We start from the raw sequence: 13,842 nt of genomic DNA, 5'->3' as shown, positions 1-13,842 counted from the left end.
CCCTCGGGAATAATTGGTTATCCGGGGAAGGGTGCGTTCTTGCGGGCGTACTGCCACCAGCAAAGTGCCGATCCGATAATGCAAAAAACGGTGCAGCCATAAAAGAAGGCCGTCGGAGAAATCATGGTGAGGGCTACCGACACCACGAAGGGACCGAAGGAGGCTACCGCGGCAGTGAACCCGATGGCGCCCCCTGCTTGGCGAGCCGGCATGATCATCGGCATCTGTTTGAAGGTGCCGGCATTGCCTAGCCCAGAGAAGAAGAACATCACCAGCATGGCAATCAGGAAACCGTAAAAGTCACTCATGCCGCGGGGGTTGCTGAGATAGAAGCCGGCGATGGCCAGGGTAGCTGCCATGCCCACTCCGGAAATAAATGTCCAGATCGCTCCGCCCATTTTGTCGCAGAAAGGCCCCCAGGCCATGCGGACAACCGAACCAATCAGCGGCCCGAGGAAGGCGAAGGAGGCGCCGGCGACCGCTAGTTTCAGGGGAGATTCGGCACCATAGTTATCGTTAATGAGCAGACCGAACACTGCCGACAGCCCCGAAAATAGTCCGAAGGTCATCACGTAGAGCACTGTCATGTACCAGGTGTTGGCGTTGCCGAAGATGTCGAGCTGCTGGCGAATATTGGCTTTAATCGGTACGTCACGTAGCAGGGTGAACGACAAGATGGCGGCCACGATACACCAAGGCACGAAGAAAATCGCGGCGTTAGATACCCAAATACTTGCCCCGTCCGCGGTCTGCTGAGGGCTCATCCAGGTGAGGCCAAATAACGAGAATCCCATTAGCATCGGTCCGACCAGCTGAATAATAGACATCCCCAGGTTGCCGATCCCCGCTTGCAATCCCAAAGCAGTCCCCGAAAGACGCTTGGGGAAGAAATAGCCGGTAGAGGGCATGTAGCCAGAGAAGGAACCGCCCCCGATCCCGCACATGAAGGCCAAAGCCAGTAGCCACCAATAGGGGGTGTTCGGGTTTTGCACCGCGAAGAACCAGCCCAGCATGGGGATGATGTACAGGATTGAGGACCAGCCCACCAGTTTGCGGGTACCCACGATGGGTGGCAAGAAGGTGTAAATCAAACGCAAGAACCCACAGGATAAACCAGGCATGGAGGTCAGCCAATAAAGCTGCGCCTTGGTGAGGTCGAATCCGATCTCGTTAAGTTTGGGGGCGATTGCGGAGACCAAGAACCATACGGTGAACGCCAAGATTAGGGAATAGGTGGAAATCGCCAGGGTGCGCCAGGCAAGACCAGAGTTCCATTTATCCGGGTTGTTGGGTTCCCAGTCAGTTAGTACATACTTAGACTTCTTTGTAGCTTCCATAGCGAAAAACTTCCTTTGATGCTGGGTAACACTTGTAGCTTGTCAGATTTTTTCTAACTTTTACGTGTTATGATGTTTTTGGATAATATCTGCAGGTTAAAGCGGTATTTTTATCGGTTGTAATAGCCCGGTCTTAGGGAAAATATCCAGGTAATCGCAAGTTTTGGTTTGCGTAATTGGTAGGAGGATTTCGCCTTGTCAACGGACCCGCACGCGCATTTAAAAGAGAAAAAACTACAAAAATTACGCGGTCGCGCCGCAGGTGCGGTGATAACCGTTTCAGACCGTTGTAAAAACGGAGAACGTCCAGATAGGTCGGGGCCGCTGGCGCAAGAACTGCTGGCGCAATATGGAATCGATGTAGATCGAGTGCGGGTAGTAAGCGATGGAATCGAATCCGTCCAAAATGAAATTCGCGCCGCTATTGCCGAGGGCGCGCGGGTAGTAATCACTACCGGAGGCACCGGGATTACCGAACGGGATCTGACACCGGAGGCCACCGCTCCACTGTTAGAGGCACGCCTAGATGCGATTGCTTGGCAAATCTGTCAGCAGGGTTTAAAAGCCACTCCGCTCGCTTCACTTTCCCGCGCCCTGGTGGGAATCACCGCTCGCGGTGCCGCGGGTGCCATCGTGGCCAATGCGCCCGGTTCGCGAGGAGGAGTTCGCGACACCCTGAGCGTCCTCGGCCCGCTCTTGCCCCACCTTTTAGAGCAGCTAGATCCGGTAGCCTTCCCCCTAGACTAGTAGTTCTTTCAAACACCAAAATGCATAGAAAAATCTAAGAATGGAGCGGGCAAAACTTTTTTCTCCTTCCCAAGAATTCGGAAAATGACGCTACGTTTTCCGAATTCTTGGGCAGGAGGGGCATCTGCTCCCCCGCTCAACCCTCGCTCGACGTGACCCGGTATCCTCGCGCCGCTAGCGGGAGATGCGTAGTAACTCTGTTACCGGGGCGATATCTGCCGGCGTGTCCACGTCATGGGCATAATCTGGGGAAATGTCGCGGGTGGCAAACCCGATCTCAGCTAGCACTCCACGCACTGACCGATTTAAGGGATTTGCTCGTGCCATCTCCATTAACGCCCGTGCGGTAAACGCCCCGAGAATATATTGGGTAACTTCCCCAACCTGGCCTAAGAGTATTTTTTCTTTTTCGTCTGCTTCCTCATTATTTTCCATAAGTTCTCGACCAAGCTGACGTAAAGCCAGGCCTGCTAGGGGAGCGTCCACCGGGCAAACCCCGATAATGTCGGAGGGAGAAAATACGAAAGAGTTAGCTAGCTTACGCCAGCCAGCGACAATAGCGGCGGCAGGGCCGGAGCCGGGAGGTTCCTCCATAGTGAGGAAAACTTTCTCGGGAACTTCAACATTATTGGGGGCTACCACCGCGGTGGGAACCTCTGGTAAGAAAGACAGCGTCCAGCTAATCAGGCGATCCCCGGCAATTAGCAGATCAGGCTTACTACATCCGCCCAAGCGTTTCCCGGTTCCACCCGCCAGCACAATCACTCCATTTAGGTACTGCGGGGAACTAGCCATGATCAACTTCCTGACCCGCAGCTTCCTGATCACATCCCGGACGCACCCAAGTTCCCGAGCGTCCTCCGCGTTTTTCCAGGACGTAACATTCGCGGATAGAAACCATTTTGTCCACCCCTTTCACCATGTCAATCAGGTTTAGGGCGGCAACCGAGGCGGCGGTAAGTGCTTCCATCTCGATTCCGGTGCGGTCAGCAGTGCGACAGGTAGCGAGAATTTCTACCCCTTCTTCAGCCAGTTCGATATCCACCGCGCAATAATGCACCCCAATCGGGTGTGCCAAGGGCAGCAGCAAAGGGGTACGTTTGGAGGCCGCGATTCCCCCAATCCTTGCCACCGCTAAAGCATCTCCCTTAGGGACTTCCCCGGCTCGCAAAGCCGTCATGATCTGCGGTGAGCACTGCACAAAAGCGCGTGCCCGCGCCTCACGCACCGTGGGTTGCTTACCGGTAATATCCACCATATGTGCCTGCCCGGCTGCATTTAAGTGGGGTAAAGGTTTCGCGTCCTCGGTTTTCATTAGTGCTCCTTGTCCGTTAATGATAGCTCGCGATGTTATGCGGGGTGAGGCGTTCTCTAGCAGGGCAACACGTCTACCAGACTCCATTGCTCCACTTGGGTAATTTCCTCCGGCACGATTGCCAGTGCATTTGCTTGATGTAGCGAAGCCACAAAGTGCGAACGTGATCCCAAGCGGTGAGTCGGAGTAACCGTGGGGGTATCTCCTACCCGCTCTGCCTCGGTTAAATGTACCGGTACAAATTGGCGTTTACCAGCAGGAGACTTCCAAGCCACTGTAGTAGTGGCGGCACGAGTCTGCAGCGCTGCGCGACCTGATTTACCAGCCAAAGCGGCCAGAATCGGGCGCACAAATACGTGGAAAGACACAAACACACTTACCGGGTTACCCGGTAGAGTTGCCACGTAAACATCGGCTCCGTCAGGGGCAGCAATAGTGCCAAACCCCTGCGGTTTACCCGGCTGCATCGCAACTTTTGTAAAGGCTAACCCACCCGATAAACCAACCTGTTTGACCACGTCATAGGCGCCAGCGCTCACCCCACCCGTGGTGACAATCAAATCCGCGCCCTGCGCGGCCTGCTCTAGAGTTTTCGCAAATACTCCGGGTTCATCATCAGAGCAATAAACCCCGGACACGACTACGTCTTGGCGGCGCAGCAACGCCTCTAGTAGTACCGAATTTGAATCTGGAATTTGTGCTCCTTTTAGGCTCGCTCCCGCGGGACGCAGCTCCAACCCGGTAGAGATCACTGCTACTCGCGGACGGCGATACACCGGTAACTCTGAATAACCAATCGAAACCGCCGAAGAAAGTGCCGCGGGAGTGAGTTCCGTTCCGGCCTCCAACACCAGGTCGCCCACGGCAGCGTCCTCGCCTGCCTTGCGGACATTGGCTCCCGCACGGGGGCAACGCACAATCGTGACCTCTTTAGGCACGTCAAGTGGGCCAGCCGGCAGGGTAGTGTCCTCTACTTTAATCACGGTATCGGCGCCATTCGGCATCCGCGCTCCAGTCATAATCCGGATAGCGTGCCCGGGAGTGAGTTGATAATCCTCGTTATCACCAGCAGCTATATCGGCTTCCACGGGCAAATTTAAAGGCAAAGTTTTTTGTGCTCCATCATCCCCGGGTGCGCTGGGTAAGTCGTTACTTCTGACCGAAGCTGAGAAGTTCTCCTCGGGGTAGTTTATTTCCCCATGGAACCCTGGATTTCTATTATTTTCAAGGATGTTAGGCAAGTCGCAAGCACGTACCGCGAACCCATCCATAGCGGAGTTAGTAAAGGGCGGAACCGGGAAACGGGCGAAAATGTCCTCTGCCAGGGTAGTCCCCAATGCTTCTGCCACCGGCATTACGGTGGGAGGAAGCGGTTTTACCTGTGTTAACACCTGCTTTAGGTATTCATCTACCGGTTTCATAATTGCTTATCCTTTCCGGATACCGGTGTACGCTTTTGGTTTGCGTTCCCAAAATGCACCACGTTCCATTTTCCGCTGCTCGCATCTACGATTAACAGTTTCCCGATTAGCGGTTCGCCTACTCCCACGATCATCTTGATAGCTTCAGTTGCCAGAATTGAACCCGCTTGACCGCAAACTGCTCCCAACACGCCGTTTACCCGAGAGGTGGGGGTAGTTCCAGCTGGTGGAGGTGCCGGGTACAGGTCACGTAAAGTAAGTCCCCTGGCGAACACCGAGATCTGAAAATTCATCGCCACCAAAGTCCCCCACAGGTGCGGGCGTGACACCTTCGTGCAAGTATCCGAAAGTAAATATTTAGCGTAAAAATTATCGGTGGCATCGATCACCAAGTCATAGGCGCCGATAATGCTGCAAGCATTATCGGTAGTAATCTTCGGTTCTAGTTGTACTCGCACATTGGGATTCAAAGAATGGATGGTAGCGGCTGCTGAGACCGATTTCACCTGTCCTAAGCTAGAAGCGGGATGGATTACTTGGCGTTGTAGATTAGATTGTTCTACCCGGTCAGGATCAGATATGCCCAAGGTACCGACCCCCGCGGCGCTCAAATAGGCTAGAGCAGGAGAGCCTAAACCACCCGCGCCCACTACCAAAACTCGCGCGGCCTGCAAAGAATCAATCCCTTGTTCACCAATTCCGTCAACGGTCGCGGTGAGGCGATCCCGTTCAGAAACCATCCGCGTCCTTTCCCTAGCTACTGCCTTATACTCTACCGGGAGAGCGCAATCGGGAGGGCGATAGATGTTATTTGACGTAAAGCTGACAGAAGAACCACTGGTAGAATCCAGTTCCTTGGCAGAATTACCGGCTGTTCCCAACACTTCTGGTGCGCGAGTAGTGTTCAACGGTTGCGTTCGTAACCATGACGGCGGTCAAGGGGTAACCCGCCTGATTTATTCTGCGCATCCGGAAGCAGAAAAATTTTTGATTAAAGCTATTAGGGACGCGATTGGGATAGCTCTTTCCGAGGGCGAGGCTGCGGTTTCCCTGGAGGGTACCGATGATAGCGATAAAAGTTTGGATGCGGTTTTCGTACGCCATCGGATAGGACGTTTAGAGATCGGAGAAACCGCGCTGCTAGTGATAGTTGATGCCCCGCATCGCGCCGCCGCCTTCAAAGTGAGCGCCGAAATCGTTGACCAGATCAAGGCGCAGGTGCCGATCTGGAAGGATCAATACTTCTCCGATGGTAGTAACCACTGGTCAAACTGTCCCTAAAGTCTCCGCAGATTAAAATCTGGTTCTTGTGAGCATCCGGGCGGGAGGAAAAACTTATTCCCCACGCGCACCAATTGGGTGCTACTCCTAACCGCCTGCAAAGGGAGGGAGTACATCCACTTGGCGTCCATCGGCGGATTCGCCTAGGGGGGTGTCGCCATCGGCGAGGGCGCCATCGACAAGGAAGGAACTAACCTCCAGGATTGGTGCCAGGTCATTGTGGCTGGCGGCTTGGGCGATTTCCCGCAAAGTCTGGTCGGCAGCTGCCTTAACCTGTGCGCTATCGACTCCTGCTGCCTGGGCAGCGCCAGCAAAAAAACGTACAGTGACCACGCGTTATCCTCCTATCTGAGAAAGGGAATAAGTTCTACGCCCCACTGCTATTTCAGTGTGACCAGCTGGTTTAGCCGCCTGGGCATCGAGCCAAAGTTTAGCAAGTTCTTCATTGGAAGCGCCCTGGCGCAATGGAGCAAGTAAATCGACAAAAGATAATGAAAATAGGCAAGAATAGACTTTTCCATCAGCAGACAGGCGCGTGCGGTCACAGGTAGCGCAGAACGGAGCAGACTCGGAGGCAATAACCCCAATAATCCCGGCGGGATGGTCGCTGTTGGCCGCAACGTTCCAGCGCCGCGCCGGAGCTGCCGGATCAGTTTCTATGGGAGTGAGCGAAAAATATTCTCGTAGACGGTCGAGGATATCGCGGGCATGGGGACGACTTGCAGCGGAATCCCCCAGGGGGCCAATCGGCATAAATTCGATTGCCCGCCATTGGAAGCCGCGCCGCAGGGAAAAACGAACCAGGTCAGGTATTTCCTCTAAGGACTGTTGATCCAAGATTACTGAGTTAAGTTTTATTGGAGATAGGCCGCTATCAGGTAATTTGTTAAGGGCTGCCGAGACCTCGGGGAAACGGTCGCGTTTAGCGAGCGCGTAATAGCGGTGGGGATTTAAAGTATCCAAGGAAATGTTGATCCGGCTTAAACCTGCTTCTATCAGAGATTTTAATTGGGAGGATAAACCAATAGCATTAGTAGTCAGCGCGATATCAGCCGGTAAGTTAGCTTCGGAAAACGCCTGGTTAATCTGGCGGATAATTTCCGCCAAGTCGGGACGTAAAAGCGGTTCTCCCCCGGTTAAACGAACCTTACGAATCCCTAGAGACAAGGCTATTTGGGTAAGGCGCCCTAACTCGCGGGGAGTTAATAAATCCTGGCGGGGTATCCAAGTAGTGGCATCCTCGGGTAGACAGTAACTGCAGCGCAAATTGCAGCGATCGGTAACCGATAGACGCAGGTCGGCTGCTGATCTACCCCAACGATCAAGCAGCTGGTGTGAGGATACTGGATCCTCGGATCGAGCGCGCATTAGCTCTCCTGCGCTTTTCATTTTCGCGAAGCTCTAGTCTTGCTGGTTTTTCGCCAATTCCTGCAACTGCGTAATAATTTTTTGGGCATCAGCTCCTTTACCGCAGACGTAACCAGCAAGAAATGCGGTAAGTGGGGCTCCCGGACGGGATGGGCCGTGCGCCACCGTGCCAATCAGCGACAGCAAATCTGATTCCACTGGTTCCAGCGGGTTATCCGTTAATTGTAGTTCAGACCGTACCGCTTCCAACCAGCGATGCATTTGCTCCATCTTTTCTGGATCGTCTTTCTTATTATGTCCGGACATCCAATTCCCCTTTTAATTTCTGCGGCCGATTTGAGATTGTTTCTAAACCCCAAATCCTAACAATATCAGGGAAGATGGGTTTTTTGGACCTGAGGTTTCCCCGAGGATACAGGCTCAAAATAGGCTCGGAAATCCAGCGTTTTTTATTGCTTAGAAGCGGAAATAACACTATTACGTTTCCGCTTTCGCAAGATCTTTCGCAAACGCTCGCGCAAGTTACCGCCGGCTCTAATCCAGTCGTTGATAGCGGAAATTGCGACCGCCAAGAGGTAAAGTCCGATTAATGCTAGCATCTGCACAATCATCGGCCAAGCGGTGGGTAGAGGATTCGCGACTGCCGAGAACACTGCGGCAATCACTACTGCCCAACGCCAACCCTTTAACATAGTTTTAGCTTTCATCACTCCCGCAAAGTTCAGTGCCACCAGGATTTCGGGAGCTAAGCAGGATAGTCCGAACGCCAATACCATGCGCATAAAGAAGGTGATATAGGAATCTGCCCGTAGTAGCATGACCGCGCCAGTTGGGGTGAAAGAATTTAGAATCGAAACCGCTTTCGGGATTACCCACATTCCGGATAGTGCGCCGCCGCTAAACAGTAAGATTCCTACTAAGCCAAAGCTGGCAATATAGATTTTTTCTTTACGCTTTAAACCTGGGGCGATAAAAGCCCCAATTTGGAAAATCCACCAGGGGGCGGAAATCAGTACCCCTAGCCACAGGGATACTTGAATCCGCATGTCAAAGGCAGCTCCAATCGTCTGAAAGTTCAGCTGCGGGGCTTGTCCGCTCACCTCTTGCAGCGGTTTTTGCATCCAGTTTAGGGTGGGGGTGGCCAAAAACCAGCCGCCAATCGCGGCTACAAAAATACCGGCCAGAGCCAATAGTAAACGTTTTCGCAGTTCTAGCAGATGCTCGGTTACCCGCATGCGAGCTTGCGGGTTAGTCTTTTTTAGTCCCGGCATAGGGGGAAAGGGTGATTATTTATTTTCAGGCGGATCAGTCAGATTCGATTCCCCGCTAGCTACATCTGGCGATGAAGCCTGGATGTTACCCTGTGCCGGCGCCGGCGAAGAGGGAGTAGCGGGAATTTGTGGATTTGGGCTTCCTGCTGTTATTGGCTTGTTAGTATCATCTTCGCTGAGATCAGAGAGCTCAGATTTGAGGACTTTCGCTGATTTACCTATGTTACGGGCGATATCGGGCAGTTTTGAGGCTCCAAAAATAATGATTAACACCAGGAGCAGAATCAGAAGATGTACCGGTCGCAGCATACTGCCCTTCCTTTCTTTAGATGGCATCGAAAATTGCCTTCCCCAATTGTAGCGGGGATAAACGACAAATAGCTACTACTGTTGAGAATAGCTAAAACTTGTAGGCTCAACTTATTGATTTTGGGGCTATTAAAACTGGCAATCGCGGCGTAGTAGGCAGCATTCTCGGTAAGCCTCCTCTAAACCGGGTAATCTGAAAGGGGAGGCAATGTGAGTGAGATTATTGCGGAAGAAAAGGCAGGAGCTCGGGCTATAGCGGATTTAATGACGGGGAAAAAGACTATTGTGGTCGCGGGGGCGGGGATGTCTACCGACGCGGGGATTCCCGATTATCGCGGCACCGGTTCCTCGGGAATGCCTACGGTAGATATAGATCAGTTCCTGGGAGAACTATATTGGCGAAAATGGGTATGGCGCCGCAATCAAGAGACCTGGAGGACTGTAGCGAAACTGCAGCCTACACCGGGGCATTATGCTTTAGTGCGCCTAGAGGATGCGGGTTTGATTAACTGTATCGCTACCCAAAACGTAGACGGTTTGGATCGCAAGGCGGGCTGTAAGAATGTGCAATTACTGCACGGAACTTTTGAAGAAGTTCAATGCCTGGGCTGCGGGGCTGTGTTTTCGCGGCAAAGTATTGACCAGAAACTGCGCAAGTTAAATCCCGATGTTCGTGACGACCCTGATCCCAAAAACGTGGCAGTCCTAGCGGCGGCAGATGAGGTAGCAGCACGCGCGTGCCAGTTCAATCTATTATCATGCCCACGTTGTGGCGGGATTATTAAACCGGGAATCGTGTTTTTTGGAGAAGCGCTACCTGGTGAGGCGATGGATCGTTCCTTTGCGGCGGCGCGAGAAGCAGACTTGGTGTTGGCGGTGGGAACTTCCCTGGCGGTACTGACTGGACTTTGGGTGCTGCGGGAAGCCTGGGGTACCGGTGCCAAAGTAGCAGTAATTAATCGCGGCTCTACGGCTGCTGATTCATTAGCGGATGTGCGGGTTTCCGGTGGTTCTTCACAGGTGTTGACCGATATAGCAGAGATTTTGCTGGATTAAGGTTTCAAGAATTGGGGATAATCTGATTCGCGATGAAGCGGTGAGTTTACTGCTAATGGGAGTTGTACAGGCTGGTTGCCTGGGGATATTTTCTAACTTCACCTCGCTTACTCGAGGCGAAAGTCTGCAGCCTAGAGTAGAGGAGGGAAATGGTTTTAATGCCTAAAGCCGGTTTCGCGCGCTCCCTCCTGCGCTTTTGCGAAACCGGCTTTAGGTTATCGTTTAGGGGTTATCTTGACACACGTTCCCCTAAGTAGCCGGAGCTACCGGCCGCAATCAGTATACCTAAAAAATGGAAGAAACCTAATCTTTTTTTGTATGGCACAGGTAACATTTTGTCACTCACTGCAGTTTTATCGGCATTTTTGGTTACGTTGCTTTAAGATCTCTAAGCTAATGAGAGGCTAGAATAGCATTCGACACTACTTTACTTTCAGGAAGTCGCAATGGAAATTCTTTCTCCTTTTCATTACCTGCCGATAGGTGATTCCTCGGCTGATGTCTCGACGTTGCTGTCGACTCTGGCTAAATATATGGGAAGCTCGGAAGACTCTCCGAAAAACCTCCGTAACCCGCGTTTAAGGGGAAAACAGATCCTCTTTCCTTTCCTGGAAACCAGCGGATTCCCTCAAGAACTTTCAGAGTATGAGACTCTTCGTCGGAAAGTGCCTGCATCTGCCGCCTTAGCATTGCCGGCTCCGGCAGGGGGAGCGATAATTTGCTATTCCCAGCTGACTATTAAAGGTATGGCAGAGGCGGTTAACTCTGCAGTTGGTAGGCCGGGACGTTGGATTCTGACTGCGCCAGTAACTGATATTGACGGGATAATGACCTTAGCGCGGGCAATTGCGGTCAACATTCCTCCGGTAATAGCAGCGAAGACCCAGCCTGCCAACGCCCTGGAAATAATTCGAGCTGTCCAAAGGGCGAAAGATCGATCCGAGAAAGATAAAACCCCTATTTACCTGCAGATTTCTAAGGTGCAACTGGGGAAGTTGCTGGAAATTCCCCCCGCTCAACGCAAAGAGTTGGCTGCGGCCTCAAAGCTGATAGTTACCGGGTTGACCAGTCGGGATCTTTTGGCGAGCGCCGCGCAGGAAGCGGGAATAAATATTGTGCAGGGGTATGGCATTGCCGAATCCAGTGGGCTGTGCGTGATAGACGGAAAGCCAGTAGCGGGTGTGCATGCGGCCACTATCGGAGATCGGATTTGGCTGTCTGGAATCTGTATGATGGCCGGCTACTTGGGGAATCCGGGAGAAGTTGATTCGGTTTCGCGAGGACGCAGGCGCTGGCTACGTACTAAAGATGCCGGTCACATGCGCGGACCCCGGCTGGTAGTGGACGGGCGGGGGCGGGATGTGATTGCCACTGCCGGAGTGCGGATTCAGGCTTCCCTGGTAGAACGAGTAATTCGAGATCTGCCGCAAGTAGAACAAGTAGTGGTGGTGGGAGTTCCTGATCCCAAATGGGGTTCCCTGGTTAGTGCGGTAATAAAACCGGCACCCGATGTTGCCGAGCAGCTGCTAAACCCCCGACATAACCTGGGAGTAAAAGCTGAAGATAAGCCGCAATTCCCCCAGGTAGAACCGGTTAAAGTTGATTCAGAAAGGGTGCGGGAACTTGCTGGGTTATCTGCAGATAGCGATGATGAAGGCTCCAAGCTAACTCCTTTAGAAGCCGCGATGGCAGCGATGGCCGCTAAGATTCGAGGCGCCAAGGTGGATGTGGTCGCCGCTGCGGAAACTGGAGAACTACCGGCGGGAATTTATGAGGTTGCGCGCGGGACCGCTAATCCCACCGAGGAGGGCGGAATAGTCTTTCCAGCTGTTGAGAACCCAGCGGCGGAGCCGGTATGTTTGCCCGAGGATTTGGATGGAGATCTAGAGCAAATGGAAATTGCGGCAACTGAGATGTTGGGGAGAGGCAAACGCCCCACTGGGGGAGATCGCCCCCATAGTGCTACTGTTCCTACCGAAGATGAGTCCGAGCCGGCTACAGATTTGGCAATGTTGGTGCGCTCCCTAGTTACCGGGCAGCTCGATCGTGCTCATGCCCCCCGCGCCCTCGTGCTGGTAGATAAAATCCCTACGGATCTGCAGGGTAATCTTGATAGAGCGGCGTGTCGGGACCTGGCATCACGCCGAATAGCTGCGGGGGAAGCCTGGATTAGGTAAGGCAGTGTGCAAAATGGGGCTACCGGCCAAACTCCGTAAACGAATCAATATAAAAGACACAGGCAGAAAGGGATGGGCGTCGTAATGGCAACTGGTTCACAGTGGATGCAAGCCGCTCGTCCCAAAACTTTACCCGCGTCCCTGGCGCCGGTAATCATGGGGATTGGAGGGGCGCTTGGCCTGGGGTCTGCATCGGTAGGAAAGTCGGCCTTGGCGCTTTTAGTTGCCTTATTTTTCCAGATAGGAGTAAATTTTTCTAACGATTATTCCGATGGGATTCGGGGCACCGACGCCAAAGAGAAACGGGTAGGTCCGCAACGTCTTACAGGCGCAGGGTTGGCGGCTCCTCGCACGGTGCTAGCGGCCGCCCTCAGTTGCTATGCGTTTGCTGGCATCTGCGGGATTGCCCTTTGCGTCTGGGCAGGAAGCTACGTTCTGATTGGTTTAGGGGTTCTCGCGGCTCTCGCAGCCTGGTTCTACACCGGGGGCAAACACCCGTACGGTTACCTACCAGGGGTAGCTGAAGTGATGGTATTTGCTTTTTTTGGCCTTTTGGCAGTGCAGGGAACTATTTGGGTGCAAGCACATACACTACCTGGGCGCACCTGGATAGCATCCAGCGGGATAGGGTTACTTTCCTGCGCCCTATTACTGGTCAATAACTTACGCGATATTCCCGGGGATCAGCAGAGTGGAAAAAATACGCTAGCGGTGAAGTTGGGGGATAAAGGTTCGCGCTACCTATTTGTTTTCTATTTGTATGCGGCCTTGGTTCTGGGGATACTTTCTTTTAAGGTTCGCTGGGTGGCATTAGTGTTCGGACTGGCCATGGCGATTTGGGTGTGTTTTCCGATGTTGAAGGTGTTGCAGGGGGCGCGCGGTAAAGTCCTGATACAAACTTTGAAGCAGGTGGGGCAAATCACCCTGGGTTATGGGATCGCTATCGCAGTTGGGTGGGCTTTCCAAGGGTTGTAGGGAGGCCAAAATATTGATTGTTGCTAGGGTGGAAACATGGCTGCGGTAGTTATTACCCTTGTACAGATTCTGCTAGCTGTATATGCGCTAGTGGACTGCTTGCGCACGGATAAATCGGATTTACCTGGACGTCTGCCACGCGTATTTTGGCTCCTAATCATTATTATCTTGCCGGTTTTTGGCCCTTTGGCCTGGATAGTTATTTCCTGGGCAAGTCGGGCTGAAAGTCCTGATGGTCGTATAGAGATTCCCCGCAATCCCCTGGATATTTTCCGAGGGGGTAGCCAGAGTTCCCAGCCGCAAGAACCACAGATACCACAGGCTCCAGATGATAATCCGGATTTTTTGTTCTCTTTAGAGGCCAAGATGCGCCGGGAGCGAATGGCACGTGAAGCAGAGGAAGAAGTTAGGAAACGAGCGGAAAAGAAGCAGAAAAATGCTGCTAGTGGGGAAGAGACAGCCGGTGAAGGTCAGGGTAATTCCGCTGCGGATACCGGCGAGGGCGAAGCGAATCCGGATGCGAACCCTCCGGAAAAACCTTCCTCTTAGGTCTAAAATCTTCCAGATTCCCCAGATTGGAACAAG

General features: G+C 52.9%; 16 protein-coding genes. 6 read left to right on the top strand and 10 right to left on the bottom strand.

Going from position 1 to position 13,842, the window contains the following annotated elements; genetic code table 11:
- Positions 1-17 precede the first annotated feature (17 nt).
- Positions 18-1,337: a nitrate/nitrite transporter gene (locus EFB02_RS00800; RefSeq protein ID WP_122819496.1), complete on the bottom strand. Its 1,320-nt coding sequence runs from the start codon at positions 1,335-1,337 to the stop codon at positions 18-20.
- 195 nt (positions 1,338-1,532) lie between these two features.
- Here EFB02_RS00800 and EFB02_RS00795 point away from each other — a divergent pair, with 195 nt between their 5' ends.
- Positions 1,533-2,084 carry a MogA/MoaB family molybdenum cofactor biosynthesis protein gene (locus tag EFB02_RS00795; RefSeq protein ID WP_122819494.1) on the top strand — a complete coding sequence of 184 codons (552 nt, stop codon included), beginning with the start codon at positions 1,533-1,535 and terminating at the stop codon, positions 2,082-2,084.
- A 174-nt stretch (positions 2,085-2,258) separates the two neighbouring features.
- Here EFB02_RS00795 and mobA read toward each other — a convergent pair whose 3' ends face one another.
- Genes mobA through EFB02_RS00775 form a run of 4 tightly spaced genes read right to left on the bottom strand, consistent with a single transcriptional unit; the run spans position 2,259 to position 5,560 of the window.
- The gene (mobA, locus tag EFB02_RS00790) at positions 2,259-2,879 is read right to left on the bottom strand and encodes a molybdenum cofactor guanylyltransferase (RefSeq protein ID WP_122819492.1); all 621 of its coding nucleotides are present in this window, start codon (positions 2,877-2,879) and stop codon (positions 2,259-2,261) included.
- On the bottom strand, positions 2,872-3,399 hold the full coding sequence (gene moaC / locus EFB02_RS00785; protein WP_122819490.1) for a cyclic pyranopterin monophosphate synthase MoaC: 528 nt from the start codon (positions 3,397-3,399) through the stop codon (positions 2,872-2,874). The genes mobA and moaC overlap by 8 nt, the downstream gene beginning before the upstream one ends.
- A gap of 56 nt (positions 3,400-3,455) precedes the next feature.
- Positions 3,456-4,820: a molybdopterin molybdotransferase MoeA gene (locus tag EFB02_RS00780; protein WP_122819488.1), complete on the bottom strand. Its 1,365-nt coding sequence runs from the start codon at positions 4,818-4,820 to the stop codon at positions 3,456-3,458.
- Positions 4,817-5,560: a HesA/MoeB/ThiF family protein gene (locus EFB02_RS00775; RefSeq protein ID WP_122819486.1), complete on the bottom strand. Its 744-nt coding sequence runs from the start codon at positions 5,558-5,560 to the stop codon at positions 4,817-4,819. Before EFB02_RS00775 ends, EFB02_RS00780 begins: the two co-directional genes overlap by 4 nt.
- 64 nt (positions 5,561-5,624) lie before the next feature.
- Here EFB02_RS00775 and EFB02_RS00770 point away from each other — a divergent pair, with 64 nt between their 5' ends.
- Positions 5,625-6,101, top strand: coding sequence for a molybdenum cofactor biosynthesis protein MoaE (locus EFB02_RS00770; RefSeq protein WP_122819484.1), 477 nt, complete (start codon positions 5,625-5,627; stop codon positions 6,099-6,101).
- Positions 6,102-6,188: 87 nt separating this feature from the next.
- Here EFB02_RS00770 and EFB02_RS00765 read toward each other — a convergent pair whose 3' ends face one another.
- The 5 genes from EFB02_RS00765 to EFB02_RS00745 all read right to left on the bottom strand — a co-directional run bounded on the left by EFB02_RS00765 (position 6,189) and on the right by EFB02_RS00745 (position 9,076).
- Complete coding sequence (locus EFB02_RS00765; protein WP_122819482.1) at positions 6,189-6,434, bottom strand: MoaD/ThiS family protein; 246 nt, start codon at positions 6,432-6,434, stop codon at positions 6,189-6,191.
- Positions 6,435-6,437: 3 nt separating this feature from the next.
- Complete coding sequence (moaA, locus tag EFB02_RS00760) at positions 6,438-7,469, bottom strand: GTP 3',8-cyclase MoaA (RefSeq protein WP_160115341.1); 1,032 nt, start codon at positions 7,467-7,469, stop codon at positions 6,438-6,440.
- A 33-nt stretch (positions 7,470-7,502) separates the two neighbouring features.
- Positions 7,503-7,775 (bottom strand): DUF6457 domain-containing protein, encoded by a 273-nt coding sequence (locus EFB02_RS00755; protein WP_122819478.1) that lies wholly within the window; start codon positions 7,773-7,775, stop codon positions 7,503-7,505.
- Between the two features lie 143 nt (positions 7,776-7,918).
- The gene (tatC, locus tag EFB02_RS00750) at positions 7,919-8,740 is read right to left on the bottom strand and encodes a twin-arginine translocase subunit TatC (protein WP_234992678.1); all 822 of its coding nucleotides are present in this window, start codon (positions 8,738-8,740) and stop codon (positions 7,919-7,921) included.
- Positions 8,741-8,755: 15 nt separating this feature from the next.
- Positions 8,756-9,076: a twin-arginine translocase TatA/TatE family subunit gene (locus tag EFB02_RS00745; RefSeq protein ID WP_234992677.1), complete on the bottom strand. Its 321-nt coding sequence runs from the start codon at positions 9,074-9,076 to the stop codon at positions 8,756-8,758.
- Between the two features lie 183 nt (positions 9,077-9,259).
- Between EFB02_RS00745 and EFB02_RS00740 the strand changes: the two genes are divergently transcribed.
- From EFB02_RS00740 to EFB02_RS00725, 4 genes are all read left to right on the top strand, one after another.
- Positions 9,260-10,105: an SIR2 family NAD-dependent protein deacylase gene (locus EFB02_RS00740; protein WP_327395022.1), complete on the top strand. Its 846-nt coding sequence runs from the start codon at positions 9,260-9,262 to the stop codon at positions 10,103-10,105.
- A gap of 446 nt (positions 10,106-10,551) precedes the next feature.
- On the top strand, positions 10,552-12,282 hold the full coding sequence (locus EFB02_RS00735) for an AMP-binding enzyme (protein ID WP_122819476.1): 1,731 nt from the start codon (positions 10,552-10,554) through the stop codon (positions 12,280-12,282).
- 84 nt (positions 12,283-12,366) lie between these two features.
- On the top strand, positions 12,367-13,257 hold the full coding sequence (locus EFB02_RS00730) for a 1,4-dihydroxy-2-naphthoate polyprenyltransferase (RefSeq protein WP_122820594.1): 891 nt from the start codon (positions 12,367-12,369) through the stop codon (positions 13,255-13,257).
- Positions 13,258-13,293: 36 nt separating this feature from the next.
- Positions 13,294-13,806, top strand: coding sequence for a PLD nuclease N-terminal domain-containing protein (locus EFB02_RS00725; protein WP_122819474.1), 513 nt, complete (start codon positions 13,294-13,296; stop codon positions 13,804-13,806).
- Positions 13,807-13,842: the final 36 nt, after the last annotated feature.

This window comes from Varibaculum vaginae (assembly GCF_900604285.1).
Lineage (GTDB): Bacteria > Actinomycetota > Actinomycetes > Actinomycetales > Actinomycetaceae > Varibaculum > Varibaculum vaginae.
Note: the sequence above shows the minus strand (reverse complement) of the source record. Positions and strands in the feature narration are given on the sequence as shown.

Bases quoted from the DNA above. Each gene is read 5' to 3' on its own strand.
- EFB02_RS00800 (WP_122819496.1), bottom strand. From the start codon at position 1,337: ATGGAAGCTACAAAGAAGTCTAAGTATGTACTAACTGACTGGGAACCC.
- mobA (WP_122819492.1), bottom strand. From the start codon at position 2,879: ATGGCTAGTTCCCCGCAGTACCTAAATGGAGTGATTGTGCTGGCGGGT.
- moaC (WP_122819490.1), bottom strand. From the start codon at position 3,399: ATGAAAACCGAGGACGCGAAACCTTTACCCCACTTAAATGCAGCCGGG.
- EFB02_RS00780 (WP_122819488.1), bottom strand. From the start codon at position 4,820: ATGAAACCGGTAGATGAATACCTAAAGCAGGTGTTAACACAGGTAAAA.
- EFB02_RS00775 (WP_122819486.1), bottom strand. From the start codon at position 5,560: ATGGTTTCTGAACGGGATCGCCTCACCGCGACCGTTGACGGAATTGGT.
- EFB02_RS00770 (WP_122819484.1), top strand. From the start codon at position 5,625: ATGTTATTTGACGTAAAGCTGACAGAAGAACCACTGGTAGAATCCAGT.
- moaA (WP_160115341.1), bottom strand. From the start codon at position 7,469: ATGCGCGCTCGATCCGAGGATCCAGTATCCTCACACCAGCTGCTTGAT.
- EFB02_RS00755 (WP_122819478.1), bottom strand. From the start codon at position 7,775: ATGTCCGGACATAATAAGAAAGACGATCCAGAAAAGATGGAGCAAATG.
- tatC (WP_234992678.1), bottom strand. From the start codon at position 8,740: ATGCCGGGACTAAAAAAGACTAACCCGCAAGCTCGCATGCGGGTAACC.
- EFB02_RS00745 (WP_234992677.1), bottom strand. From the start codon at position 9,076: ATGCCATCTAAAGAAAGGAAGGGCAGTATGCTGCGACCGGTACATCTT.
- EFB02_RS00735 (WP_122819476.1), top strand. From the start codon at position 10,552: ATGGAAATTCTTTCTCCTTTTCATTACCTGCCGATAGGTGATTCCTCG.
- EFB02_RS00730 (WP_122820594.1), top strand. From the start codon at position 12,367: ATGGCAACTGGTTCACAGTGGATGCAAGCCGCTCGTCCCAAAACTTTA.
- EFB02_RS00725 (WP_122819474.1), top strand. From the start codon at position 13,294: ATGGCTGCGGTAGTTATTACCCTTGTACAGATTCTGCTAGCTGTATAT.